The 21,059-nt window shown below is 74.4% G+C and carries 23 protein-coding genes and 1 pseudogene; 5 read left to right on the top strand and 19 right to left on the bottom strand.

Annotation, left to right across the window (positions count from 1 at the left end; all coding sequences use genetic code 11):
• Positions 1-2: 2 nt before the first annotated feature.
• The 8 genes from ACWGSR_RS14985 to rsmI form a co-directional block, all read right to left on the bottom strand.
• A complete protein-coding gene (locus tag ACWGSR_RS14985) occupies positions 3-1,301 on the bottom strand; it encodes an acyltransferase family protein (protein WP_453566660.1) in 1,299 nt (432 codons plus the stop codon).
• A gap of 48 nt (positions 1,302-1,349) precedes the next feature.
• Positions 1,350-1,595, bottom strand: a complete 246-nt coding sequence (locus ACWGSR_RS14980; protein ID WP_453566658.1) for a hypothetical protein — start codon at positions 1,593-1,595, stop codon at positions 1,350-1,352.
• A gap of 67 nt (positions 1,596-1,662) precedes the next feature.
• Positions 1,663-2,592 (bottom strand): 4-(cytidine 5'-diphospho)-2-C-methyl-D-erythritol kinase, encoded by a 930-nt coding sequence (locus ACWGSR_RS14975; RefSeq protein ID WP_453566785.1) that lies wholly within the window; start codon positions 2,590-2,592, stop codon positions 1,663-1,665.
• Between the two features lie 227 nt (positions 2,593-2,819).
• A complete protein-coding gene (rsmA, locus tag ACWGSR_RS14970; RefSeq protein WP_376246018.1) occupies positions 2,820-3,692 on the bottom strand; it encodes a 16S rRNA (adenine(1518)-N(6)/adenine(1519)-N(6))-dimethyltransferase RsmA in 873 nt (290 codons plus the stop codon).
• Positions 3,693-3,777: 85 nt separating this feature from the next.
• The gene (locus ACWGSR_RS14965) at positions 3,778-5,190 is read right to left on the bottom strand and encodes a ubiquitin-like domain-containing protein (RefSeq protein ID WP_453566656.1); all 1,413 of its coding nucleotides are present in this window, start codon (positions 5,188-5,190) and stop codon (positions 3,778-3,780) included.
• Positions 5,191-5,302: 112 nt separating this feature from the next.
• Positions 5,303-6,172: a TatD family hydrolase gene (locus ACWGSR_RS14960; RefSeq protein WP_376246024.1), complete on the bottom strand. Its 870-nt coding sequence runs from the start codon at positions 6,170-6,172 to the stop codon at positions 5,303-5,305.
• Between the two features lie 49 nt (positions 6,173-6,221).
• Positions 6,222-6,638, bottom strand: coding sequence for a hypothetical protein (locus ACWGSR_RS14955; RefSeq protein WP_376246027.1), 417 nt, complete (start codon positions 6,636-6,638; stop codon positions 6,222-6,224).
• Between the two features lie 138 nt (positions 6,639-6,776).
• Positions 6,777-7,685, bottom strand: coding sequence for a 16S rRNA (cytidine(1402)-2'-O)-methyltransferase (gene rsmI / locus ACWGSR_RS14950; protein ID WP_376246030.1), 909 nt, complete (start codon positions 7,683-7,685; stop codon positions 6,777-6,779).
• Between the two features lie 52 nt (positions 7,686-7,737).
• Here rsmI and ACWGSR_RS14945 point away from each other — a divergent pair, with 52 nt between their 5' ends.
• Positions 7,738-9,480 (top strand): dolichyl-phosphate-mannose--protein mannosyltransferase, encoded by a 1,743-nt coding sequence (locus ACWGSR_RS14945; RefSeq protein ID WP_376246033.1) that lies wholly within the window; start codon positions 7,738-7,740, stop codon positions 9,478-9,480.
• Between the two features lie 89 nt (positions 9,481-9,569).
• Here the strand turns inward: ACWGSR_RS14945 and ACWGSR_RS14940 are convergent, their stop codons facing one another.
• Positions 9,570-9,962, bottom strand: a complete 393-nt coding sequence (locus ACWGSR_RS14940; protein ID WP_376239202.1) for a hypothetical protein — start codon at positions 9,960-9,962, stop codon at positions 9,570-9,572.
• A 200-nt stretch (positions 9,963-10,162) separates the two neighbouring features.
• Between ACWGSR_RS14940 and ACWGSR_RS14935 the strand changes: the two genes are divergently transcribed.
• From ACWGSR_RS14935 to ACWGSR_RS14925, 3 genes are all read left to right on the top strand, one after another.
• Positions 10,163-11,812, top strand: a complete 1,650-nt coding sequence (locus ACWGSR_RS14935; RefSeq protein ID WP_453566652.1) for a penicillin-binding transpeptidase domain-containing protein — start codon at positions 10,163-10,165, stop codon at positions 11,810-11,812.
• A 104-nt stretch (positions 11,813-11,916) separates the two neighbouring features.
• Positions 11,917-12,411: a YbaK/EbsC family protein gene (locus ACWGSR_RS14930; protein ID WP_376239208.1), complete on the top strand. Its 495-nt coding sequence runs from the start codon at positions 11,917-11,919 to the stop codon at positions 12,409-12,411.
• Positions 12,408-13,259 carry an EamA family transporter gene (locus ACWGSR_RS14925; protein WP_453566650.1) on the top strand — a complete coding sequence of 284 codons (852 nt, stop codon included), beginning with the start codon at positions 12,408-12,410 and terminating at the stop codon, positions 13,257-13,259. The genes ACWGSR_RS14930 and ACWGSR_RS14925 overlap by 4 nt, the downstream gene beginning before the upstream one ends.
• Before the next feature lie 26 nt (positions 13,260-13,285).
• On the opposite strand, the pseudogene ACWGSR_RS14920 reads toward ACWGSR_RS14925, so the two are convergent.
• The 6 genes and pseudogenes from ACWGSR_RS14920 to ACWGSR_RS14895 form a co-directional block, all read right to left on the bottom strand.
• A pseudogene (locus ACWGSR_RS14920) lies at positions 13,286-13,474 on the bottom strand (VOC family protein); the annotation flags it as partial.
• A gap of 133 nt (positions 13,475-13,607) precedes the next feature.
• Positions 13,608-14,474: a GNAT family N-acetyltransferase gene (locus ACWGSR_RS14915; protein WP_453566648.1), complete on the bottom strand. Its 867-nt coding sequence runs from the start codon at positions 14,472-14,474 to the stop codon at positions 13,608-13,610.
• 87 nt (positions 14,475-14,561) lie between these two features.
• Complete coding sequence (locus ACWGSR_RS14910; protein WP_376239223.1) at positions 14,562-14,921, bottom strand: GNAT family N-acetyltransferase; 360 nt, start codon at positions 14,919-14,921, stop codon at positions 14,562-14,564.
• A 179-nt stretch (positions 14,922-15,100) separates the two neighbouring features.
• Positions 15,101-15,541 carry a DUF3618 domain-containing protein gene (locus tag ACWGSR_RS14905; protein ID WP_453566645.1) on the bottom strand — a complete coding sequence of 147 codons (441 nt, stop codon included), beginning with the start codon at positions 15,539-15,541 and terminating at the stop codon, positions 15,101-15,103.
• Positions 15,538-15,957 carry a phage holin family protein gene (locus tag ACWGSR_RS14900; protein WP_383360745.1) on the bottom strand — a complete coding sequence of 140 codons (420 nt, stop codon included), beginning with the start codon at positions 15,955-15,957 and terminating at the stop codon, positions 15,538-15,540. Before ACWGSR_RS14900 ends, ACWGSR_RS14905 begins: the two co-directional genes overlap by 4 nt.
• Before the next feature lie 130 nt (positions 15,958-16,087).
• Positions 16,088-16,870 carry an SDR family NAD(P)-dependent oxidoreductase gene (locus ACWGSR_RS14895; protein ID WP_376239344.1) on the bottom strand — a complete coding sequence of 261 codons (783 nt, stop codon included), beginning with the start codon at positions 16,868-16,870 and terminating at the stop codon, positions 16,088-16,090.
• A 236-nt stretch (positions 16,871-17,106) separates the two neighbouring features.
• Here ACWGSR_RS14895 and ACWGSR_RS14890 point away from each other — a divergent pair, with 236 nt between their 5' ends.
• Complete coding sequence (locus tag ACWGSR_RS14890; RefSeq protein ID WP_453566643.1) at positions 17,107-17,724, top strand: LysE family translocator; 618 nt, start codon at positions 17,107-17,109, stop codon at positions 17,722-17,724.
• A gap of 7 nt (positions 17,725-17,731) precedes the next feature.
• On the opposite strand, the gene ACWGSR_RS14885 is transcribed toward ACWGSR_RS14890, so the two are convergent.
• The 4 genes from ACWGSR_RS14885 to cbiQ all read right to left on the bottom strand — a co-directional run bounded on the left by ACWGSR_RS14885 (position 17,732) and on the right by cbiQ (position 21,059).
• Positions 17,732-18,262, bottom strand: coding sequence for a YbaK/EbsC family protein (locus ACWGSR_RS14885; RefSeq protein WP_453566641.1), 531 nt, complete (start codon positions 18,260-18,262; stop codon positions 17,732-17,734).
• A gap of 16 nt (positions 18,263-18,278) precedes the next feature.
• Entirely contained in the window at positions 18,279-19,478 is a 1,200-nt protein-coding gene (locus tag ACWGSR_RS14880) for a serine hydrolase domain-containing protein (protein ID WP_453566640.1), read from the bottom strand.
• A 76-nt stretch (positions 19,479-19,554) separates the two neighbouring features.
• The gene (locus ACWGSR_RS14875) at positions 19,555-20,301 is read right to left on the bottom strand and encodes an energy-coupling factor ABC transporter ATP-binding protein (protein WP_383156441.1); all 747 of its coding nucleotides are present in this window, start codon (positions 20,299-20,301) and stop codon (positions 19,555-19,557) included.
• The gene (gene cbiQ, locus ACWGSR_RS14870) at positions 20,298-21,059 is read right to left on the bottom strand and encodes a cobalt ECF transporter T component CbiQ (RefSeq protein ID WP_376239241.1); all 762 of its coding nucleotides are present in this window, start codon (positions 21,057-21,059) and stop codon (positions 20,298-20,300) included. The genes ACWGSR_RS14875 and cbiQ overlap by 4 nt, the downstream gene beginning before the upstream one ends.

Raw genomic sequence — 21,059 nt, 5'->3', positions numbered from 1 at the left:
GCTCAGCCGGCCCGGCCCGCCCGCTCCACCGCCAGCCGTCCCGCCAGGATCAGCGCCACGGCGGCCGGAGCCGTGACGGGGAGGACGATCAGGGTCGCCGCGTGGCCGTCCAGGAGCCCGGCGAAGCCGGTCAGGGAGAGGCCGAGGACGCCGAACAGGGCGAGGGTGATGCCGAGCGCGGCGAGCGGGCCGCCGCCGTCGGTCGCCGGGGCGGGCGGCACGGGGGCCTCGAAGCGGCGGAAGACGGCGACGAGGAGGGCGGTGAGCAGGGCCGCCGCCGCGAGCCGGAGCGGCACCTGCGCCCACCAGGCGCCGGAGGCGGGGCCGGGGAGCCGCACGCCGGAGCCGAGCAGCGCCCCGTACACCCCGAGCATGGCCGTCAGGTGCCAGAGGAACGCGGTCATCGCGATCCCGTTGGCGGCGACCACCGCCCGCCAGACCCCGGCGCGGGCGACGAGCCGGGCCCCGGGCCCCTTGAGCAGCTCGACCGCGCCGACCAGCCACAGGCCGTGGCAGAGCAGGGCGAGCGTCGGCGGGGCCATGTTGGAGACCTCCTCGCCGGGCATCCCCACCATGGAGAGGGGGTACGGCCCGAGGGCGACGAGCGCGGTCGCGCCGGCGAGGCCCGCGCCGGCGAGCGGCGCGGGGCGGCGGATCATGCCGTCGGCGCGCAGGAAGCCGAGCTGGTGGACCGCCAGCCACACGAACGCGAAGTTCAGGAACCCGACGAACGGCACGTGCGCCGCGAACCGCAGCGCGTCGACGGCGACCGCGCCGCCCGCGAGCGCGGCGAACGCGCCCCAGCCCCACCGCTCGTGCAGCTTCAGGAGCGGCGGGGTGAAGGCGACCATCGCCAGGTAGATCCCGATGAACCAGAGCGGCTGGGTGACGAGCCGCAGCGCGACCCCGGCGAGGCCCCCGTCGGCGCCGAGGAGCTGGAGCACGAGCGCGGCCGCGCCCCACACCGCGACGAACGCCGTGGTGGGCCGCAGCAGCCGCTGGAGCCGGGCCCGCAGGAACTCCGCGTACCGGGGGCGGGAGCGGTGGGCGAGGGCGTGCGAGAAGCCCCCGACGAAGAAGAACACCGGCATGACCTGGAACACCCAGGTCGCCGCCTGGAGTTCCGGCACGACCGCGAGCAGGTTCCCCACCTGTCCGTCCGGGCCGACCGCGGCCATCAGCCAGTGTCCGAGCACGACGACGGCGAGCGAGGCGACCCGGAGCAGGTCGACGTACCGGTCCCGGGTGGAGGGCGTGGCGGCGGCGAGGTCACGCGCGCGGAGGCGGTTGCGGCTTCCCATGGGGGTACGGTCCCGCGGGGGCCCCGTGGGGCGACAGGGCGCGGGTACTCAGGCGCGGGCTGAGTACGGGGGTTCCGGCCGCCGGTCCCGCCAGGCCAGGACGAGGCTCCGGGCGGAGTCGACCGTGAGGAAGGTCAGCCCGAGGGGGACCACCGGCGCCGGGAACCAGTCGGGCAGGGGCACGGGGCTCGGCTCGCCGTGGAAGAGCCACAGGAACGCCGCCCAGCCGCCCAGCGCCGTCACGAGGGCGTGCGCCGTCAGCCGTGCCCACCACGGCGCTCGCCGTTTCCCCATGTGCCCCCCTCGTCCGCCGCCCCGGCCCGGTGGGGCCAGGGTGGCATGCGCGGGTGAAGGGAAGGTGTCAGCCGGGCAGAATCGTCGCCCCGGCCGCCGGGGACGTCGCCGTGCGGGCCGTGCGGCAGGTGCCCGAGGCGGTCAGGGCCGCGGCGACCGCCTTCGCCGACTCCTCGTCCTTCACCAGGAACGCGGTCGTCGGGCCCGAGCCCGAGACCAGCGCGGCGAGCGCGCCCGCGTCCGTGCCGGCCGCCAGGGTCGCGGCGAGCGAGGGGCGCAGGGAGAGCGCGGGGGCCTGGAGGTCGTTGGCGAGGGTGCCCGCGAGGGCGGCGGTGTCGCCGGTGCGCAGGGCCTCCAGGAGGGCGGGCGAGGCGGCCGGTTCGGGGACGTCGGTGCCCTCGGTGAGGCGGTCGAACTCGCCGAAGACGACCGGGGTCGAGAGCCCGCCGTCCGCGACGGCGAACACCCAGTGGAACGCGCCGCCCACCGGCAGCTCCGTCAGTTTCTCGCCCCGCCCGGTGCCGAGCGCCGCCCCGCCGACGAGGCTGAAGGGCACGTCGGAGCCCAGCTCGGCGCAGATGTCGAGGAGTTCGGCGCGGGGCGTGTCCAGTCCCCAGAGCGCGTCGCACGCGAGCAGCGCGCCCGCGCCGTCCGCGCTGCCGCCGGCCATGCCGCCGGCGACCGGGATGTCCTTGGCGATGTGCAGGTGCACGTCCGGGGAGAGGCCGTGCCGGGCGGCGAGCAGCTCGGCGGCGCGCGCGGCGAGGTTGGTGCGGTCCAGCGGCACCTTGTCGGCGTCCGGGCCCTCGCAGGTGACCGTCAGGGCCTCGGCGGGGGTCGCGGTCACCTCGTCGTACAGGGAGACGGCGAGGAAGACGTTGGCCAGGTCGTGGAAGCCGTCGGGGCGGGCCGCGCCGACCGCGAGCTGGACGTTGACCTTGGCGGGGACGCGGACGGTGACGGACCGCGCCCCGCTGCCGCGCGCACCGCCGCGCACCGGCTCGGTGCCGCCGCGTACCGACTCCGCACCGCCGTTCGCCGTCTCGGTGCCGCCGCGTACCGACTCCGCACCGCCGTTCGCCGTCTCGGTGCCGCCGCGTACCGACTCCGCACCGCCGTTCGCCGTCTCGGTACCGCCGCGTACCGACTCCGCACCGCCGTTCGCCGTCTCGGTGCCGCCGCGCGCCGACCCCGTACCGCCGTTCGCCGGCTCCGTACCGCCGCTCATGCCTTCGCCTCCGCGATCCGCGCGAACTCCTCCACCGTCAGGGCCTCGCCGCGCGCCTGCGGCGAGATCCCGGCCTTCACCAGGGCCTCTTCCGCCGCCGCCGGGGAGCCGGCCCAGGTCGCGAGGGCCGCGCGGAGGGTCTTGCGGCGCTGCGCGAAGGCCGCGTCGACGACCGCGAAGACCTCCTGCCGGGTGGCGGTGGTGGCCAGCGGCTCGGTGCGGCGGACCAGGGAGACCAGGCCGGAGTCGACGTTCGGCGCGGGCCAGAAGACGTTGCGGCCGATCGCGCCGGCCCGCTTCACCTCGGCGTACCAGTTGGCCTTCACCGACGGCACGCCGTACACCTTGTTCCCCGGCCGGGCGGCGAGCCGGTCCGCGACCTCGGCCTGGACCATGACGAGGGTCCGCTCGATGCTCGGGAAGCGCTCCAGCATGTGCAGCAGGACGGGCACGGCCACGTTGTACGGCAGGTTGGCGACGAGCGCGGTCGGCGCCGGGCCCGGCAGCTCCTCGACCAGCATGGCGTCGGAGTGCACCAGCGCGAAGCGGTCGGCCCGCGCGGGCATCCGGGCCTCGATCGTGGCGGGCAGCGCGGCGGCGAGCACGTCGTCGATCTCGACGGCGGTCACCCGGTCCGCGGCCTCCAGGAGCGCCAGGGTGAGGGAGCCGAGGCCGGGCCCCACCTCCACGACCACGTCGTCGGGGCGCACCCCGGCCGTGCGGACGATCCGCCGGACGGTGTTGGCGTCGATGACGAAGTTCTGGCCCTTCTGCTTCGTGGGGCGCACGCCGAGGACGGCGGCCAGCTCACGGATGTCGGCGGGGCCGAGGAGGGCGTCGGAGGTTTCGGAACCGGTGGTGTCGCTCACCAGTACAGACTAGGCCTTGCCCGTCGTACGGCCCGCCGCCCGCCCGCGCGGTCCGCCGCCCCCGCCGCCCCTCCCCGCCCGCCGCTCACCCGCCCAGCCTGCGCCCGCAGTGGGGCCACGGGCTCGCCCCCCGCTGCACGTACAGCTTCTTCGCCCGGAAGGTCTGCTCGGCGGCGGGCGCGTCCTGGGGGGTGCCGGTGCCGCCGAGCGAGCGCCAGGTGGCGGGGTCGAACTGGTAGAGCCCGCCGTACGTCCCCGAGGGGTCGACGGCGTCCGGCCGGCCGCCGGACTCGCAGGCGGCGAGCGCGGCCCAGTCGAGGCCGTCGGCGCCGGCGACGGAGGCGGGCGGGCGGCGGGTGCCGACCCGCACCTTGCGGCTGACGGGCTCGCGGACGAGCTCCTCGCCGAGCCTGCGGGGCCGCCCCTGGACGCCGTTGACCGTGCGCAGGGCGTACGTGACGCGGCGGAGGCCGTGGACGCCCTGCCGTTCGACGACCTCGGTCCCGGCGAAGAGCTCCGGGTCGCGGACCCGCTCGACGGCGTACGGGACGGTCTCCTCGCGCACCCGCCTGCTGTCGGTGATCCGCAGCACGGCGACCGTCTGGCCGTCGCGGGGGAAGGAGCCGGGGTCGACGGAGAGGGCGTCCTGTCCCGAGAGGGTGATGCCGGTCTCGGCGAGCGCCTCCCCGACGGTGGCGGCGTTGGTGCGGACGGTCCGCTCGCGCCCGTCGGCGAGGAAGGTGACGGCCCGCTCGGTGCGCACGTCGAGGGCGAGGCCGTGCCGGGAGATGGCGGCCGAGCGGGAGACCGAGAGGTACGCGCCCTCCGCGCGGACCCCGAGCCGGCGCAGCGCCTCCTCGACGTTCCGCGCGGTCGTCCACACCCGGTGGCGCCGGCCGTCGAGGGTGAGGGAGACCGGGCGCCCGTAGCGGACGACGACCTCGTCGCCGTCGGTGAGGGCGTGGCCGGGGGCGGGGGCGACGATGTCGTGCCCGTCGACGGCCAGGCCCTCGTCGGCGAGGAGCTCCCCGACGTCGTCGGCGAAGGTGTGCAGGGTGCGCGGGACGCCGTCGACGGAGAGCCGGACGGTCTTGTCGTCGGCGACGAAGGCGGTGGTGCCGCCCGCGAGGAAGGCGACGACGAGGGCCTGCGGGACGAGCCGCCGCAGGCCTTCTCCCACGGACCTCATGGAGCCCACTGCCCCCATGGAGCCAACGGAGTCCACGGAGCCCGCGGCCCGCCCCGTGGATCCCCCGGAGGCCCTGCGGCGGCGGGCGGCCCGGCGGGCGCCGGCCCGGGTGCCCTGCCCGGGGACGGTGCCGGGGGCGGCCCCGGTGCCGGGCGCGGCCCCGGGCACGACCAGCGGCGCCGCCTGCGTGGGCTGCTCGTGGAGGGGGAGGCCGGGGGGTACGGAGGGGCCGGGAGGGGCGGGGAGGACGTCGGGGGCCGTGCCGGCGCTCCGGCGCCCGGCCCGGTGACTGCCCTGGGAAGTGCTCACGAGGCCGGGACCCTAGCCCCGACCCCGGTCACGCTCCAGAGCGACCCGACTACTTCCCGTAACCGTTATGGATCGGTGATGGTCGGCGGGGGATCCGGCCCCGCGCCCCGGCTCAGTAGTCGAACGCGCGGGCCGTGTTCACCGCGATCGCCCCGGCGAGCTCGTTCTCCCCGATCCCGCGCACCTCCGCCATGGCCCGGACGGTGACCGGGATCAGGTACGGGGCGTTGGGGCGGCCCCGGAAGGGCGCCGGGGTGAGGAAGGGGGCGTCGGTCTCGACGAGGACCAGCTCCAGGGGGGCGACCGCGAGGGCGTCCCGGAGCGGCTGGGCGTTCTTGAAGGTGACGTTGCCGGCGAAGGACATGTAGTAGCCCTTGGCCGCGCAGATCTCCGCCATCTCCGCGTCGCCGGAGTAGCAGTGGAAGACGGTCCGCTCGGGGGCGCCCTCCTCGTCCAGGACGCGCAGCACGTCGGCGTGGGCCTCCCGGTCGTGGATGACGAGCGCCTTGCCGTGCCGCTTGGCGATCTCGATGTGGGCGCGGAAGGAGCGCTCCTGCGCGGCGACGCCCTCGGGGCCCGTGCGGAAGAAGTCGAGGCCGGTCTCGCCGACCCCGCGCACGTACGGCAGGGCGGCGAGCCGGTCGATCTCGGTGAGCGCGTCGTCCAGGGCCGCGTCCCCGCCGCCCTCGCGCGCTCCCTGGCGGGACCAGCCGTCGGGGTCCCCGAGGACGATCCGGGGCGCTTCGTTGGGGTGCAGGGCCACGGCCGCGTGCACGTTCTCGTGGGCGGCGGCCGTCTCGGCGGCCCACCGGGAGCCCTTCACGTCGCAGCCGACCTGCACGACCGTGGTGACGCCGACGGCGGCGGCCTTCACCAGGGCCTCCTCGACGGTCCCGGACTGCAGGTCCAGGTGGGTGTGCGAGTCCGCGACCTCCACGAGGAGGGGTTCGGGCAGCGGGGGCGGGGCGTCCTTGGCACTCATGGCCCCGATCGTACGAGGGCCACGAGTGCCGGCGCCCGCCGCTTTTCGGCTACCCGCGCTTCCGGAAGGGGTGCAGGAGGTCCGACAGGTGCCAGTGGTGCGGCACGGGCGGGGTGTCGGGGCCTTCGGTCAGCTCCTGTCCGATGGGTCCCGCGGGCCCGATCGGCTTGGTCTCCTTGGATCCGTGTCCGTGCTTCTCCGTCGCGGCGATCAGGTCGAGCACCGAGGACACCTGCCCCGCGCGCATGATCCTGACGACGTGGCCGCCGCAGTTCATGCAGGTGGGACTGGACAACGGGGACGGGACCCGCTCTCCCCCGGCCTTGTAGACGACGAATTCCTGGCCGGCGGCGTCGACGTGGTGCTCGATCTCGTACGCCTGTTCCCAGCCGTATCCGCAGCGCATGCAGGCGAAGGCGTACGCCTCGTGGGCGACGGATGTGCCGGTGCCGGTGATCTCGCTCATGCCAGCTCCTCTCCACTGATCAGTGGACGCCTTTTCGGGCCGGAGCGCATCAGCGCGGGTCGAACCATGGAGGGGTTTTGGCCCTTCCCTTGCCAAGCGCCCTGCGAAGAGTCCCGGCGCCGGTTTCGGCTTTGCTTTTCAGATTAGCTCTTTACCCTTTCCGGGGTCCTGCGCAGCCTTTCCCGGAGCCTGAGCAGCCGCGTTCTTTGCCGCGACGACGGCATCGAACACCTCCCTCTTGGGAAGGCCCGCCTCGGCCGCGACGGCGGCGATCGCCTCCTTCCGCCGCTCCCCCGCCTCCTCGCGCACCCGCACCCTGCGCACCAGCTCCTCCGCGTCGAGTTCGGCGGGCCCGGTCTCGGGGGCGCCCTCGACGACGACGGTGATCTCGCCCCGCACGCCCTCGGCGGCCCAGGCGGCGAGCTCGGCGAGCGGGCCGCGCTTCACCTCCTCGTACGTCTTGGTCAGCTCACGGCAGACGGCGGCCCGGCGCTCGGCGCCGAAGACCTCGGCCATCGCGGCGAGGGTGTCGTCGAGCCGGTGCGGGGCCTCGAAGTAGACGAGGGTGCGCCGCTCGTCCGCGACCTCGCGCAGCCGTCCGAGGCGCTCGCCGGCCTTCCTGGGCAGGAAGCCCTCGAAGCAGAAGCGGTCGACGGGGAGGCCGGAGAGGGCGAGGGCGGTGAGGACGGCGGACGGGCCGGGGACGGCGGTCACCTTGACGCCCTCCTCGACGGCGGCGGCGACGAGCCGGTAGCCGGGGTCCGACACGGACGGCATGCCCGCGTCGGTCACGAGCAGCACCCGCGCCCCGCCCGTCAGGGCCTCGACCAGCTCGGGCGTACGGGCGGACTCGTTGCCCTCGAAGTACGAGACGACGCGCCCGGAGGTGTGGATGCCGAGGGCCCGGGTCAGGCCGCGCAGCCTGCGGGTGTCCTCGGCGGCCACGATGTCCGCGTTCTCCAGCTCGGTGGCGAGCCGGGGCGGGGCGTCCGCGATGTCGCCGATGGGGGTCCCTGCGAGTACCAGCGTTCCTGTCACAGGTGCCATCCTCCCAGCCCGGACGGGCGACTCGCACAGGCGCGTTCCCTACGATGGCGCGGTGACCAGTACCGCACCCGAGACCCTGGAGGGCCGGCAGTCCGTGGCAGAGCCCTCTTCGTGGCAGCAGCGGCTCCGGCTCTTCGGCTACGCGCCGCCCGCCGGAAGCGCCGCCCCCGTCGGGCTGCGGGAGCGGCTCGACCCCCCGTACACCCGGCCCTCCGCGCGCGTGTGGTCGCTCCTCGGCGTCGGCCCCGACCGGGCCGAGCGGCTGTGGCGGCTCCTTGCCTGGGGCGGTCCGCTCCTGGTCACGGCGGTCGCGGGCCTGCTCCGGTTCTGGAACCTGGGCAGGCCGAACGCGGTGATATTCGACGAGACGTACTACGCCAAGGACTCCTGGGCGCTGATCAACCAGGGGTACGAGGGGTCCTGGCCGAAGGACATCGACAAGACGATCCTGAAGGACCCGGGGTCGGTCCTCGTGCCGACCGACCCGGGCTACGTCGTGCACCCGCCGATGGGCAAATGGGTGATCGGCGTCGGCGAGAAGCTGTTCGGCTTCGAGCCGTTCGGCTGGCGCTTCATGGTGGCCCTGCTCGGCACCCTGTCGGTCCTGATGCTGTGCCGGATCGGGCGGCGCCTGTTCCGCTCGACGCTCCTGGGCTGCCTGGCGGGCCTGCTGCTCGCGGTCGACGGGCTGCACTTCGTGATGAGCCGCACCGCGCTCCTCGACCAGGTCCTGATGTTCTTCGTGCTCGCCTCCTTCGGCTGTCTCGTCCTGGACCGCGACCGGGTCAGGAAACGGCTGGCGGCGGCGCTCCCGGAGGACGAGGAGGGGGTGCTGCGGCCGGACGCGGAGGTCGCGGAGACGCTGCGCCTCGGGTGGCGGCCGTGGCGGATCGCGGCCGGCGTGATGCTGGGGCTGGCGGCGGCGACCAAGTGGAACGGCCTGTACGTCATGGTGGCCTTCGGCCTGATGACGGTGCTGTGGGACGTGGCCGGGCGGCGCACGGCCGGGGCGGTCCGCCCGCACGCCTCGGTGATCAGGAAGGACCTGGTCCCGGCGTTCGTGTCGGTGGTGCCGGTGGCGATCGTGACGTACCTGGTGACCTGGACCGGCTGGATCGTCAGCGACAAGGGGTACTTCCGGTCCTGGGCGGCCGACCAGGACAAGCTGGACGGCGGCGGGACCTGGAGCTGGCTGCCGGACTGGCTGCGCAGCCTCTGGCACTACGAGACCGAGGTCTACTCCTTCCACGTGGGCCTGACCTCGCCGCACACGTACGAGTCGAACCCCTGGTCCTGGATCGTCCTCGGCCGCCCCGTCTCGTACTTCTACGAGTCCCCGTCCCCCGGCACGCAGGGCTGCCCGGCCGACGCCGGGGAGAAGTGCGCCCAGGAGGTCCTGGCCCTCGGCACCCCGCTCCTGTGGTGGGCCGCCTGCTTCGCGATCCTGTACGTCCTGTGGCGCTGGGCCTTCCGCCGCGACTGGCGCGCGGGCGCGATCGCCTGCGGCGTCGCGGCGGGCTGGCTCCCCTGGTTCCTCTACCAGGAACGCACCATCTTCCTCTTCTACGCGGTCGTCTTCGTGCCCTTCCTGTGCCTGGCGGTGGCGATGATGCTGGGCGCGCTCATCGGCCCCCGGGGCTCCACGGAGAGGCGCCGCACCTTCGGCGCGGTGGCGGCGGGCTGCCTCGTCCTCCTCATCGTCTGGAACTTCATCTACTTCTGGCCGATCTACACGGGCACGCCGATCCCGCTGGAGGACTGGCGGGGGCGGATGTGGCTGGACACGTGGGTGTAGCGGGGCGGAGGTGAGGGAGGGGGCGCGACCGGCGGTCGCGCCCCCTCCGTCGTCGGTGGCGGCCGGCGCCGGGGTCCACCGGGCGGGGCTCACTCGCTCCAGAAGCGCACCAGGACGAACGCGGAGAGCACGAGGCCGAGGCCGACCATCACCCCGGCCGGCGCCGGCCGCCGTCGCGGGTCCGCGCCGGCGGCCAGCAGGAGCTGCAGTGCCGAGGGGAGGAAGAGGAGCATCCCGATCATGATGCCCATGAAGGACCAGCACAGCAGCAGCGCCGAGACGATTCCGGCGCACCGGCCGAAGCCCGTCGGCCGGGCGTGGAACAGCAGCGGCACGGCGGTGAGCCCGGCGGTCACGAGGACGGTGGGCAGATCGGTGTACCCCTCGTCCGTCCACGAGAGCAGCGGGACCAGAGGGGTGAGCGCGGCGAGCAGCACGAGGCCGAACTGCCAGGGATGAACGCCCTCTCGCACCACGGTCATCTGCATGCCCCACCCCCGGCCCGAACGACTTGAACGCGTTCAAAGTATCGTGGGCGGCCGTGGACGTCACCCCGGCCCGGACGACCGCGCCCGCCGGTGGCGCCCGGGGCTGGAGTGACGGAGATGACGAAGGTTGCTCGACACGCCCGGGAGCGCACTGCTTGACTGGACGGTCGTCTGGGGGAGGGGAGGCGCAAGCCATGCGCAGTGGAGCCAAGGTCGCGGTCGTCGGAGGGGTCTTCGCGGTCGTCGCGGGCGGGGTCGGTTACGGGGGCTACAACCTGTGGAACGGGGTCACGGGCGGCGACTCGACCGTGAACACCCGGAGCGAGGCCGCGCCGGAGAAGAGATCGGGGCCGGTCACCCCCGAGGAGACGACGGCCACCTCGAAGGACTTCCTGGCGGCCTGGGCCGCCGGTGAGTCCGACAAGGCGGCCCAGCTCACCAACGACCCGGTCACGGCCGGTCCCGCGCTGCTCGCCTACAAGGAGGGCGCGAAGGTCTCGAAGGCGGTCATCACCCCGGGGACGCCGGTCGGCACGAAGGTGCCGTTCACCGTGAAGGCGACGGTCTCGTACGAGGGCGTCTCCAAGGACCTGTCGTACGCCTCCGAGCTGACGGTGGTCCGGGGGCAGACCACCGGCCGGCCGCTGGTGCAGTGGCGCCCGACCGTCCTCCACCCGAAGCTGACCGCCGACGCGACCCTGCGCACCGGCACCGCGAAGGTCGCCTCCGTGAAGGCCGTCGACCGGAACGGCGCCGAGCTGACCAAGGAGAAGTACCCCTCGCTCGGCGTCGTCATCGACACCCTGCGGCAGCGGTACGGGGTGCAGGCGGGCGGCACGACCGGGGTCGAGACCTGGATCGACTCGGGCAGCGAGACCGTCGCCGACACCACCCTCCTCGTCCTGCGGCAGGGCAAGCCGGGCACGATAGAGACCACCATCGACGCGGGGGTCCAGGCGGCGGCCGAGAAGGCGGTCACGGCCTACGAGCAGGCCTCCGTGGCGGCGGTCGAGCCGTCCACGGGCGCGATACGGGCGGTGGCGAACAGTCCGGCGGAGGGCTACAACACGGCCTTCCTGGGAGCGCAGGCCCCGGGCTCGACGATGAAGATCGTGACGGCGGCGATGATGATGGAGCACGGGATCGCCGGCCCCGGCGACCGGGTGGAGTGCCCGCCCACCGCGCAGTGGCTCGGCACGACCTTCCAGAACCTGGACCGCTTCGAGATCAAGAACGGCACCCTCACCGAGGCGTTCCGCCGCTCCTGCAACACCGCCTTCATCAAGGCGATCGGCCCCCTCAACGAGAAGAACGTCGCGGACACCGCCCTCGGCGAGACCGCCCGCCGCTACTTCGGCATCGGCGCCACCTGGGAGGCCGGCGTCCCGACGACGGACGGCAGCGTCCCCGCGTCGGACGGCCCCGAGACGGCCGCCTCGTACATCGGCCAGGGCAGGATCACGATGAACGCCCTGAACGTCGCCTCGCTCTCCGCGACCGTGAAGAACGGCGGCTTCCTCCAGCCGTACCTGGTGGCGAAGGAGTACGGCGACCGCGAGTTCGCCACGGCCGAGCGCCTGCCCGCGGGAATCACCTCGGGGCTGCAGAAGATGATGAGGTCGGCGGCGACGGCGCCGGACGGCACCGCGACGGAGGCGATGGCGGGAGTGCCGTCCCCGAAGGGCGCGAAGACGGGCTCGGCGGAGATGGGCAACCAGTCGGTCTCGAACAGCTGGTTCACCGCCTACTCGGGGAACCTCGCGGCGGCGGCCGTGGTCCAGTCCGGCGGACACGGGGGCGACTCGGCGGGCAAGGTGGTGGCGAGGGTGCTGAAGGCGGGCTGAGCCTTGTGCGCCTGCCGCGCTTTCCGTGCTCGCCACGCTTTCCATACTTTCCAAAGGGTGAAAGCGGGTCGCATGGCCCCTACACGGACCGCTAGCGTGCGGGCATGACGACCGACCGCACCGCCTCCCCCGTCCACCCCCTCTTCGCCACCGCCCTCCAGGAGTTGGGGCTCGACGTCGAGGTCCGCCGCTTCCCGGACGAGACCCGCACCGCGCAGCAGGCCGCCGACGCGATCGGCTGCGCGGTCGCGGAGATCGTGAAGTCGCTGGTCTTCGCGGCGGACGGGGTGCCGGTGCTCGTCCTGATGGACGGCGCGTCCCGGGTGGACGTCGAGCGGGTGCGGGAGGAGCTGGGCGCGGAGAAGGTGACCCGGGCCGACGCGAAGGTCGTCCGCGAGACGACGGGGTACGCGATCGGGGGCGTCCCGCCGTTCGGCCACCGCACCCGGACCCGGGTCCTCGCGGACCGGGGGATCCTCGACCACGAGGTGGTGTGGGCGGCGGCGGGCACCCCGCACACCGTCTTCGCGATGGACCCGAAGTCGCTGGTCGCCCACGCGGGCGGCACCCTGGCGGACGTCCGCGAGCCGTCGGTGTGACGCCGCTCGTCACGCTCGCGGTCCTGGTCGCGGCCGTCACGCACGCCGGCTGGAACGCCCTCGCGCACCACATCAAGGACCAACTGCTCTCCTTCACGCTGATCGCGGGCGGCGGGGCGCTGATCGGCCTGGCGCTCGTCCCCTTCGTGCCGCTCCCGGCGGCGGGGGCGTGGCCGTACCTGATCGTGTCCGCGCTGCTGCACGTGGGGTACTACGTGCTCCTGATGCGCTCGTTCACGCTGGGCGACTTCGGGCAGATGTATCCGATCGCGCGCGGTACGGCCCCGCTGATCGTGACCCTCCTGGCGGCCGTCCTCGTCGACGAGGTCCCGGACGGCCGGCAGGTGCTCGGGGTGGCGGTGGCCTGCGCGGGCCTGACCGGGCTCGCCCTGTGGGGCGTCCGGGGCAAGGGCGCGCGACCGCACGGCCCGGCCCTCCTGGCGGCGGGCGCGACGGGCGTCTCGATCGCCCTGTACACGGTCGTCGACGGCGTGGGCGTCCGCGCCTCCGGCACCCCGCTCGGCTACATCGCGTGGCTGATGGTCCTGGAGGGCCTCGCGATCCCGGCGTACGCCCTGTGGCGCCGCCGCGCCGCCCTCCTCCCCCAGCTCCGCCCGTACGCCGCCCGCGGCCTCCTCGGCGCGGCCCTCTCGGTCGCCGCGTACGGCCTGGTCCTCTGGGCCCAGACGAAGGCCCCCCTCGCCCCGATCGCCGCCCTCCGCGAGTCCTCCATCATCGTGGGCGCGGCCATCGGCGCCCTCCTCTTCAAGGAACGCTTCGGCGGCCCGCGCATCGCGGCGGCGGCGCTGATGGCGGTGGGGATCGGGCTGATGCTGCACGTGGGGTGACGGGGCGGCGCGTCGGCCGGGGCGCGTCAGGCGCGGTCGTGGAGGGTGACGTGGTAGCCGTCGGGGTCGGCGAAGGTGGACGTCCGGCCGAAGGGGCCGTCGATCGGGGCGGCGACGACGGTGCGGCCGTCGGCGGCGAGGGCGTCGTGGACGGTCTGGACGTCGGTGGGGTGGAGCCGGATCGCGGCGCCGATGCCGGGCCGGGCGGCGGACGCGTTCCGGATCCTGCGGAACATGGTCCGTCCCCTGCGAGAGGACGGCGGCTCCCAGAACGTGTCCCGTCGATCGGCGGAGCCGGATCACGAGGGCGGCGACGGCGACTTCGGCCCGGTGGAGCGCAGCGTGCTCTCAGGCGGCTCGGCCGACGTCCAGCCGTTCGGGCGACGGCTCGTAGCCGGCCGCCCTGTAGGCGGCGACGGCGGCGGCGTTCGAGGTCGGGGTGCTGACGAGTGCGCTGGACGCACCCAGTTCGCGCAGCACCGCCGCAGCGGCGACGCCGATCGCCGTCCCGTAGCCGCGACCGCGGTGGTCGGCGTGCACGCCCACCGGCTCCAGCAGGCCGGGCTTGCCCGGCCCGGCCGACCAGACCGTCGCCGCGGCCACCGCGTTGTCCTGGTCGTCGTAGCCGATCAGGCAGCGGGCGTCGGCATAGACCGGCCCGGCCGCGAGGACGTGCCACACCTCCTCGGTGAACGCCGGGCTGCCGAACGCCGAGCGATGCACCGCGGTCCGCACCCCCGCCGTCTCCGGACCGGCCACCTCGATCCGCAGACCGGAGTCCTTCACCGGCTCGGCGAGGTCGCGGCGCAGCGGCGTCCACGGCTCGTCCGGAGCCCAGCCCGCCTCCAAGAGGACCTCGCGGAGCAGGGCGCCGTCGGGGATTTCGAGGCCGACCTTCCCGGGCGGCAGGACCCCGCGCTCCGGATCGTCGAGGTCCGCCAGCAGCCGGCGCGCCAGATCACCGTCCCGGCGCAGATCCGGCGCGGTCGTCAGGCGCAGCACATCGGGGTCGTCCAGATATCCGACGGCGACGATCCGTCCGTCCACGCTCCAGGTGCGGACGGCCGCGGCCAGCCTCTCCGCGCCCAGCGCCCAGGCCCAGCCGAGGTCTCCCGGATGCAGTTGCAGCGGCGTGCGGTCGTCCTGCCATGTGCGGAGGGCATCCACGACCCCGGTCAGCCCCTCGACGCCGGGCACGTTCAGAACGATCGTCATGTCCCGCATCCCACACCATCGCGGCGACCGGCCGCACCCGGATTTCGCTCAGCCGGTCGGATCGACGGGGCCCTGTCCGCCTGTGCGTCACGCGTGGGCGCAGAGCGGTCCCGGGCCCGTCGTCGGGATGCGCATGCGCCGCAGGAGGTCGCGGGTGGCGCGGAGGGTCAGGGTGCTGTGCCAGGCGGTTCCCGGGTGGCGGGCCCGGAGGTGGGAGAGGGCCCGGGTGCCCAGGCCGCTGCCGCGGAAGCGCTCGTCGAGGGCGACGTCGGTGATGACGCCCCGGGCGCACCGCGCGCACATCCGGTAGTGGACCTGCCCGACGACCTGGCGGGCGTGGACCAGGAGCAGGCGCTCCTCCCCCGGGCCCGGGTCGTCCGGGACGTGCGTGGAGAGGAACTCGACCGCCCCGTACGCCAGGAACCGGCGGCGGAGGCGGGTCGCCAACCTGCCCGGTCGTGAGTGCCTGGCCGCGGGGCGGTCGGGCGAGGGGGCGAGGACTGAGCCGAACATGGTGCTGCCGGGGCGCGCATGGTGTCCGTTCATGGAACCCGTGTGCCCCGGCCCCGGGGAGGTATCCCACCCGGGGCCGGGGCACGGTGCCGGCGTTCCTCGGCGGCGCGCCGTCAGCGGCGCCCGCGGCGGCCCCGGATGATCCGGCGCACGAGCAGGAAACCGGCCACGGCCGCGGTCGCGGCGACCAGCGGGGTCCTGTTGGCCTTCGCCTTGTGCGCGACCGCCTCGGCCCTCTCCAGGACCGGGTCGGGGGTCTTCTCCTGCACCAGGTCGGCGGCCTGCGTCGCCTTCTCCTTGGCCCGGTCGGTGACGACCGCCGTCTTCTCCTTGACCAGGTCCGCGGCGACCACCGCCTTCTCCTTGGCCCGCTCGGTCGCGACCGCCGCCTTCTCGCGCACCTCGGCCACCTTCTCCCCGGCCTGTGCCTTGACGTCCGCCTTGGCCGCCAAAGCCTCCACCGTGCGCCCGAGTTCGTCGCGGGTGTGCTCGGCCTGCTCGCGCAGTTCCCCGAGGTCGTTCGCGGTCTTGTCGCCCTGCGTCCGGTGGTTCATCGGTGGGCCCTCTCCTTGATCTCGGCCACGTCGGCCTTGACGTTGTCGATGGTCTGCTCCGGGGCCGGCGCGCCCGCCTCGTCGATCTGCTTCTTCCCGGCCGCGGCCATGCCCGCCGCGCCCGCAGCGAGCAGGGCGGCGACGATCAGGGCCGACGCCCAGACCGGGAGGACCAGGGCGAGGGCCGCGATCACGGCGACGACGAGGGCCTGCGCGGCCAGGACGCCGACCAGACCGGCGCCCCCGAACAGGCCGCCGCCCACGCCGTAGCGCTTGCCCTTCTCGGTCATCTCCGCCCGGGCGAGCCGCATCTCGTCGCGGACCAGCTCCGAGATCTGCTGCGACGCCCGCGAGACGAGGTCGCCCACCGACGCGTCGGCGGCGCTGCCGTGGACCGGCCGTTGGATGGTGCTCATCGCGTCCTCTCTTCGTCCGTTTCCCCGCTTCTCCTCTTCTTCGCCTGCTCGGTAAGAGCGTTTTCACACGGGCCCGTTCTCGCCCGCCGACCCGGGCGCCGTGCCGTCCGGTGGAGGGAGACCGGTCCCCTCAGTCCCCCAGCACCTCCCTGAAGTGCCGGTTCACCGCGAGGAGTCCGCCGTCGACGCGGAGGACCGTGCCGGTGACCCAGGAGGCGTCCGGGGAGGCGAGGAAGGCGACGGCGGCGGCGATGTCCTCGGGGGTGCCGACGCGGCCCAGCGGGTAGACCCGCTCGGCGAGGGCGGCGAGCCCGGCCTCCCGGCCCTCCCACGCCCTGGTCGCGATCGTGCCCGGGTTGACCTGGTTGACCCGGACCCCGCGCGCCGCCGCGTCCCCCGCCAGGGTGCGGGTGAAGGAGGCGAGTCCGGCCTTGGCGGCGCTGTACGCGTGGTTGCCGAAGTCCGCCTCCGCGTTGACCGACCCGATCATGACGATCGCCCCGCGCCCGCCCGCCGCCGCCAGGTGCGGCAGCGCCGCCCGCGCGCAGCGCACCGCCCCCATGAACGTGACCTCGTGCTGGACGGCCCAGCCCTCGTCCGGCTCGTCCTCGAAGCGGTCCCGGTCGGGGACCACGGGCCCGAGCGCGTTGTTCACGAGGACGTCGAGGCCGCCGAAGGCCTCCACCGCGTACGCCACGGCCGCGTCCACCGAGCCCTGGTCGGACACGTCGCAGCGTACGGACTCCGCTCCCGGCAGCTCCGCCGCCGTCGCCCGGGCCGCCTCCTCGTCCACGTCCGTGACGAGGACCCGCGCGCCCTCCGCCGCGAGGCGCCGCGCGGTCGCCGCGCCGATGCCGCGCGCCGCGCCCGTGACCAGTACCCCGTACCCGTCGAGCCGTTTCCCGAGATCCATGCGCCCCACCTGCTCCGTGCGCCCCACCTGCTCCGTGCGCCCCGCCTGCTCCGTGCGCTCCACGTGCTTCATGTGCTCCATGGGCCGATCACAGCACCGACCGCGGCGTCCGCACCAGAGGAACGTTCGAAAGGCCTCGCGCGACGCGCCGGAGATCATCTACTGTCGCAATCCCCGGAGTCCGGCGCGGATCCGTACCGTCCCGGCCCGAACGAGAAGACGGGAACGACGGGAACATGGGTCAGCTCATCGCCGTGGCGGTCATCACCGTCCTGGCCGTCATCAGTCCCGGCGCGGACTTCGCGATGACCGTCCGCAACAGCTATCTGTACGGGCGGACCGCCGGGGTCCTCGCCGCCGTCGGCATCGCCCTCGGCGTCCTGGTCCACGTCACGTACACCATGCTGGGCGTCGGGCTCCTGGTGTCCCGGAGCCCGGCGCTCTTCACCGCGATGAAGCTGATCGGCGCCGCGTACCTGGTGTACATCGGGTACAAGACCTTCGTCACCAAGGCCAAGGTGGACGTCGACCTGTCGGACGGCGAGACCCTGTCGAAGGCGGGCGCGCTGCGCACCGGCTTCCTGACGAACGCGCTCAACCCGAAGACGATGCTGTTCGTCCTGAGCACCTACACCCAGGTCGTCAGCGCCGACACCCCCGTGCCCCAGCAGATCGGCTACGGCCTGTTCATGTCGCTCGCGCACCTGGTGTGGTTCTCGCTCGCCGCGCTGCTGTTCTCCCAGCAGAGCCTGCGGACCCGGCTGCTGCGGCGCCAGACCGTGCTCAACAAGGCCATCGGCGCCGTGCTCGTCGGCCTCGGGATGGTGCTCGCACTGACGCCGTCGGCCGCCTGAGGGGGCCTCAGGCCGTCGAGACCCGCTCCACGCGCGGCTCGGCGATCGCCCGGTAGTCCTCGGTGGAGAGGGCGAGCGAGCGGTCGAGCCGGGCCGCGTTGAAGTAGATCTCCGGGTGGGCCAGCAGGTCCGGGTCCACGATCAGTTCGAGGCGCTCGTCGAAGGCGAAGGGCAGGATGGTGCCGCTCGGGGAGCCCGCGAGCTCCTCCGCGATCTCCGGGGAGGCGAAGGAGACGTACGTGCCGCCGTACAGCGCCTTCACCGCCGCGAGGTCGATCCGGCGGTCGCCGGGGACGACGGCCAGCGCGAACCGCTTCTCCTTCTTGCCGATCTTGACCATCGCGATGATGCACTTGGCCGCCTGCGCGAGCGTGTTGCCCCGCAGCGCGCTGACCGCCTCGGTGGCGCCCTCCGGGGCGTGTTCGAGCACCCGGTAGGCGGCCCCGCGCTCGTCGAGCAGGGCGATCAGCTTCTCGTACGCGGCGTGGGTGCCGCCCCCGGCCGCCGTCTCCCCGGTTCCCGCCGTCTCCACGCTCATGCTCCCGCTCCTCGTCTCAACTCGCCCTCGTCACCTGACGGGTCGACCCTACGCCCGCCACCGCCCCCACCGCCCGTACGAGCGCCTGGGCGCGCGGGTCCGCCGTGACCGTCTTCCGCATGCCGTTGGTGACGTACCCGAAGGCGATCCCGGAGTCGGGGTCCGCGAAGCCCAGGGAGCCGCCCCGGCCCGGGTGTCCGAAGGAGGACGGGCCGAGGAGCGGCGAGGCCGGGCCGTGCAGCATGTGCCCGAGGCCGAAGCGGGTGCCGACGAGCAGCACGCGGTCCGTGCCCGCCGACTCCTCGGTACGGGCGAGGGTGAGGGTCGCCGGGGCGAAGAGGCGGTCGGCGCCGTCGACGGGGCCGAGGGCGGCGGCGTAGAAGCGGGAGAGCGCGCGGGCGGTGGCGACGCCGGCCGAGCCGGGGAGTTCGGCGGCCCGGTAGACCGGGTCGTTCTCGTCGGGCTTCGGGTCGATGACGCCGAAGGCGCGGCGGGTGAGGGAGCCGGGGTCCCGGTAGGCCTCGGTGACCGCGCGCTTGGGGCGGAGCCGGAGCGCGCCGCTCCCGGCCGGTTCGACCTCCTCGACGGGGCCGATGCGGCCGACCCGGTGGGCCTCCGCCTCGGGGAGCCCGATCCACAGGTCGAGGCCGAGCGGGCCGGCGATCTCCTCCGCCACCCAGCGGCCGATCGTCCGGCCGGTGACCCGGTGGACCAGGCCGGAGAGCAGCCAGCTGAAGGTGTGGGCGTGGTAGCCGTGGTCGGTGCCGGGCTCCCAGACGGGGGCCTGGGCGGCGACGGCGGCCGTCGCCGTCGGCAGGTCGACGGCCTCGGCGAGGGTGAGCGGCCGGTCCAGGACGGGGACGCCGGCCCGGTGCGCGAGCAGGTCCCGCACGGTCGCGCGGTCCTTGCCGGCCGCCTTGAACTCGGGCCAGTACGTCGCCACGGGGGCGTCCGGGTCGAGCAGGCCGCGCTGGTGCAGGAGCAGCGGCACGGCGGCGGCGACGCCCTTGGTGGCCGAGCGGACGACCTGGGCGGTGTCCTCGGTCCAGGGGTCCTCGCCGTCCACGTCGCGGCTGCCCGCCCACAGGTCGACGACCTTCACGCCGTCCCGGTGGACGGCGACGGCCGCCCCGCGCTCGCCGCGCTGCTCGAAGTTGCGCAGGAACGCGTCCCTGACGGGCTCCCAGCCCGCCGCCACCGTGCCCCGGACGTCCACGTTCCCGCTCCTCCTCTTGCCCCGTTCCGACCCTCCATGGTGCAACGCGGCGAGGGCAGGACCGATTCCGGGGCCCTCAGACCACCGACCGCGGCACGAAGCCGAACGGCAGCTCCAGGCGGTGCCGCGCCATCAGCTCCTCGTCCGCGAGGAGTTCGCCGGTCGGCCCGTCGGCGGCGATGACGCCCTCGCTGAGGACCACCGCGCGCGGGCAGAGCTCCAGGGCGTACGGGAGGTCGTGGGTGACCATCAGGACGGTGACGTCCAGGGAGCGCAGGACGTCCGCGAGCTCGCGGCGCGAGGCCGGGTCGAGGTTGGAGGACGGCTCGTCGAGGACGAGGATCTCCGGCTCCATGGCGAGGACGGTCGCCACGGCGACCCGGCGGCGCTGTCCGAAGGAGAGGTGGTGCGGCGGCCGGTCGGCGTACTCCGCCATCCCGACCCGCTCCAGGGCCCGCCGCACCACGGCGTCCAGCTCGGCGCCGCGCAGCCCGGCGGCGGCCGGTCCGAAGGCGACGTCCTCGCGGACGGTCGGCATGAAGAGCTGGTCGTCGGGGTCCTGGAAGACGATGCCGACCCTGCGGCGGATCTCGGCCATGTGGGCGCGGCCGACCGGGAGCCCGGCGACGGTGACGGTGCCCGCGCCGCCGGTGAGGATGCCGTTGAGGTGGAGGACGAGGGTGGTCTTGCCGGCGCCGTTGGGGCCGAGCAGGGCGACCCGCTCACCGCGCCCGACGGTCAGGTCCACCCCGAAGAGGGCCTGGTGGCCGTCGGGGTAGGCGTACGCGAGGCCGCGGACGTCGAGGGAGGGGGGAGTGGTCACAGGGTCCGTCCCAGGAGGCAGATCAGGAGGGCGGTCAGCGGCAGCGCGGCGGCGCGCGCCCACTGGGCGCGGGTGGCGGTCACCTCGTCGAGCACCGGGATCGTGCCGGTGTAGCCGCGGCTGACCATGGCCAGGTGGACCCGTTCCCCGCGCTCGTACGAGCGGATGAAGAGCGCGCCCGCGGACTTGGCGAGGACGCCCCAGTGGCGCACGCCCCGCGCCTCGAAGCCGCGCGAGCGGCGGGCGACGGACATGCGGCGCATCTCGTCGGTGATGACGTCGCCGTACCGGATCATGAAGGAGGCGATCTGGACGAGCAGCGGCGGCAGCTTCAGCCGCTGGAGGCCGAGGAGCAGGGAGCGCAGTTCGGTCGTGGCGGCGAGGAGCACGGAGGCGGCGACGCCGAGGGTGCCCTTGGCGAGGACGTTCCAGGCGCCCCACAGGCCGGGGACGCTCAGGGAGATCCCGAGGACCTCGGTCCGCTCGCCGGGCACGACGAACGGCATGAGCAGCGCGAACGCGACGAACGGCACCTCGACGAGGAGCCGCTTGAGCAGGAAGCCGGCCGGGATCCGGGCCTTCGCCGCCACGGCCGCGAGGAGCGCGGCGTACGCGGCGAAGGCCCAGACGGCCTCGCGGGGCGTCGAGACGACGGCCACGACGAAGCCGAGGACGGCGACGAGCTTGGTGTGCGGGGGCAGCCCGTGGACCGGCGAGTGCCCGTGCCGGTAGAGCTTGTGGGCGTGGCCCGCACCCAT

It is taken from the genome of Streptomyces sp. NPDC055632 (genome assembly GCF_053618675.1).
The sequence above is the reverse complement of the archived record's forward strand: the minus strand, read 5'-3'. Positions and strand labels throughout refer to the sequence as shown.

Bases quoted from the DNA above. Each gene is read 5' to 3' on its own strand.
- ACWGSR_RS14985 (WP_453566660.1), bottom strand. From the start codon at position 1,301: ATGGGAAGCCGCAACCGCCTCCGCGCGCGTGACCTCGCCGCCGCCACG.
- ACWGSR_RS14980 (WP_453566658.1), bottom strand. From the start codon at position 1,595: ATGGGGAAACGGCGAGCGCCGTGGTGGGCACGGCTGACGGCGCACGCC.
- ACWGSR_RS14960 (WP_376246024.1), bottom strand. From the start codon at position 6,172: ATGAGTGCCAAGGACGCCCCGCCCCCGCTGCCCGAACCCCTCCTCGTG.
- ACWGSR_RS14955 (WP_376246027.1), bottom strand. From the start codon at position 6,638: ATGAGCGAGATCACCGGCACCGGCACATCCGTCGCCCACGAGGCGTAC.
- rsmI (WP_376246030.1), bottom strand. From the start codon at position 7,685: ATGGCACCTGTGACAGGAACGCTGGTACTCGCAGGGACCCCCATCGGC.
- ACWGSR_RS14940 (WP_376239202.1), bottom strand. From the start codon at position 9,962: ATGACCGTGGTGCGAGAGGGCGTTCATCCCTGGCAGTTCGGCCTCGTG.
- ACWGSR_RS14935 (WP_453566652.1), top strand. From the start codon at position 10,163: ATGCGCAGTGGAGCCAAGGTCGCGGTCGTCGGAGGGGTCTTCGCGGTC.
- ACWGSR_RS14930 (WP_376239208.1), top strand. From the start codon at position 11,917: ATGACGACCGACCGCACCGCCTCCCCCGTCCACCCCCTCTTCGCCACC.
- ACWGSR_RS14915 (WP_453566648.1), bottom strand. From the start codon at position 14,474: ATGACGATCGTTCTGAACGTGCCCGGCGTCGAGGGGCTGACCGGGGTC.
- ACWGSR_RS14905 (WP_453566645.1), bottom strand. From the start codon at position 15,541: ATGAACCACCGGACGCAGGGCGACAAGACCGCGAACGACCTCGGGGAA.
- ACWGSR_RS14900 (WP_383360745.1), bottom strand. From the start codon at position 15,957: ATGAGCACCATCCAACGGCCGGTCCACGGCAGCGCCGCCGACGCGTCG.
- ACWGSR_RS14895 (WP_376239344.1), bottom strand. From the start codon at position 16,870: ATGGATCTCGGGAAACGGCTCGACGGGTACGGGGTACTGGTCACGGGC.
- ACWGSR_RS14890 (WP_453566643.1), top strand. From the start codon at position 17,107: ATGGGTCAGCTCATCGCCGTGGCGGTCATCACCGTCCTGGCCGTCATC.
- ACWGSR_RS14885 (WP_453566641.1), bottom strand. From the start codon at position 18,262: ATGAGCGTGGAGACGGCGGGAACCGGGGAGACGGCGGCCGGGGGCGGC.
- cbiQ (WP_376239241.1), bottom strand. From the start codon at position 21,059: ATGGGTGCGGGCCACGCCCACAAGCTCTACCGGCACGGGCACTCGCCG.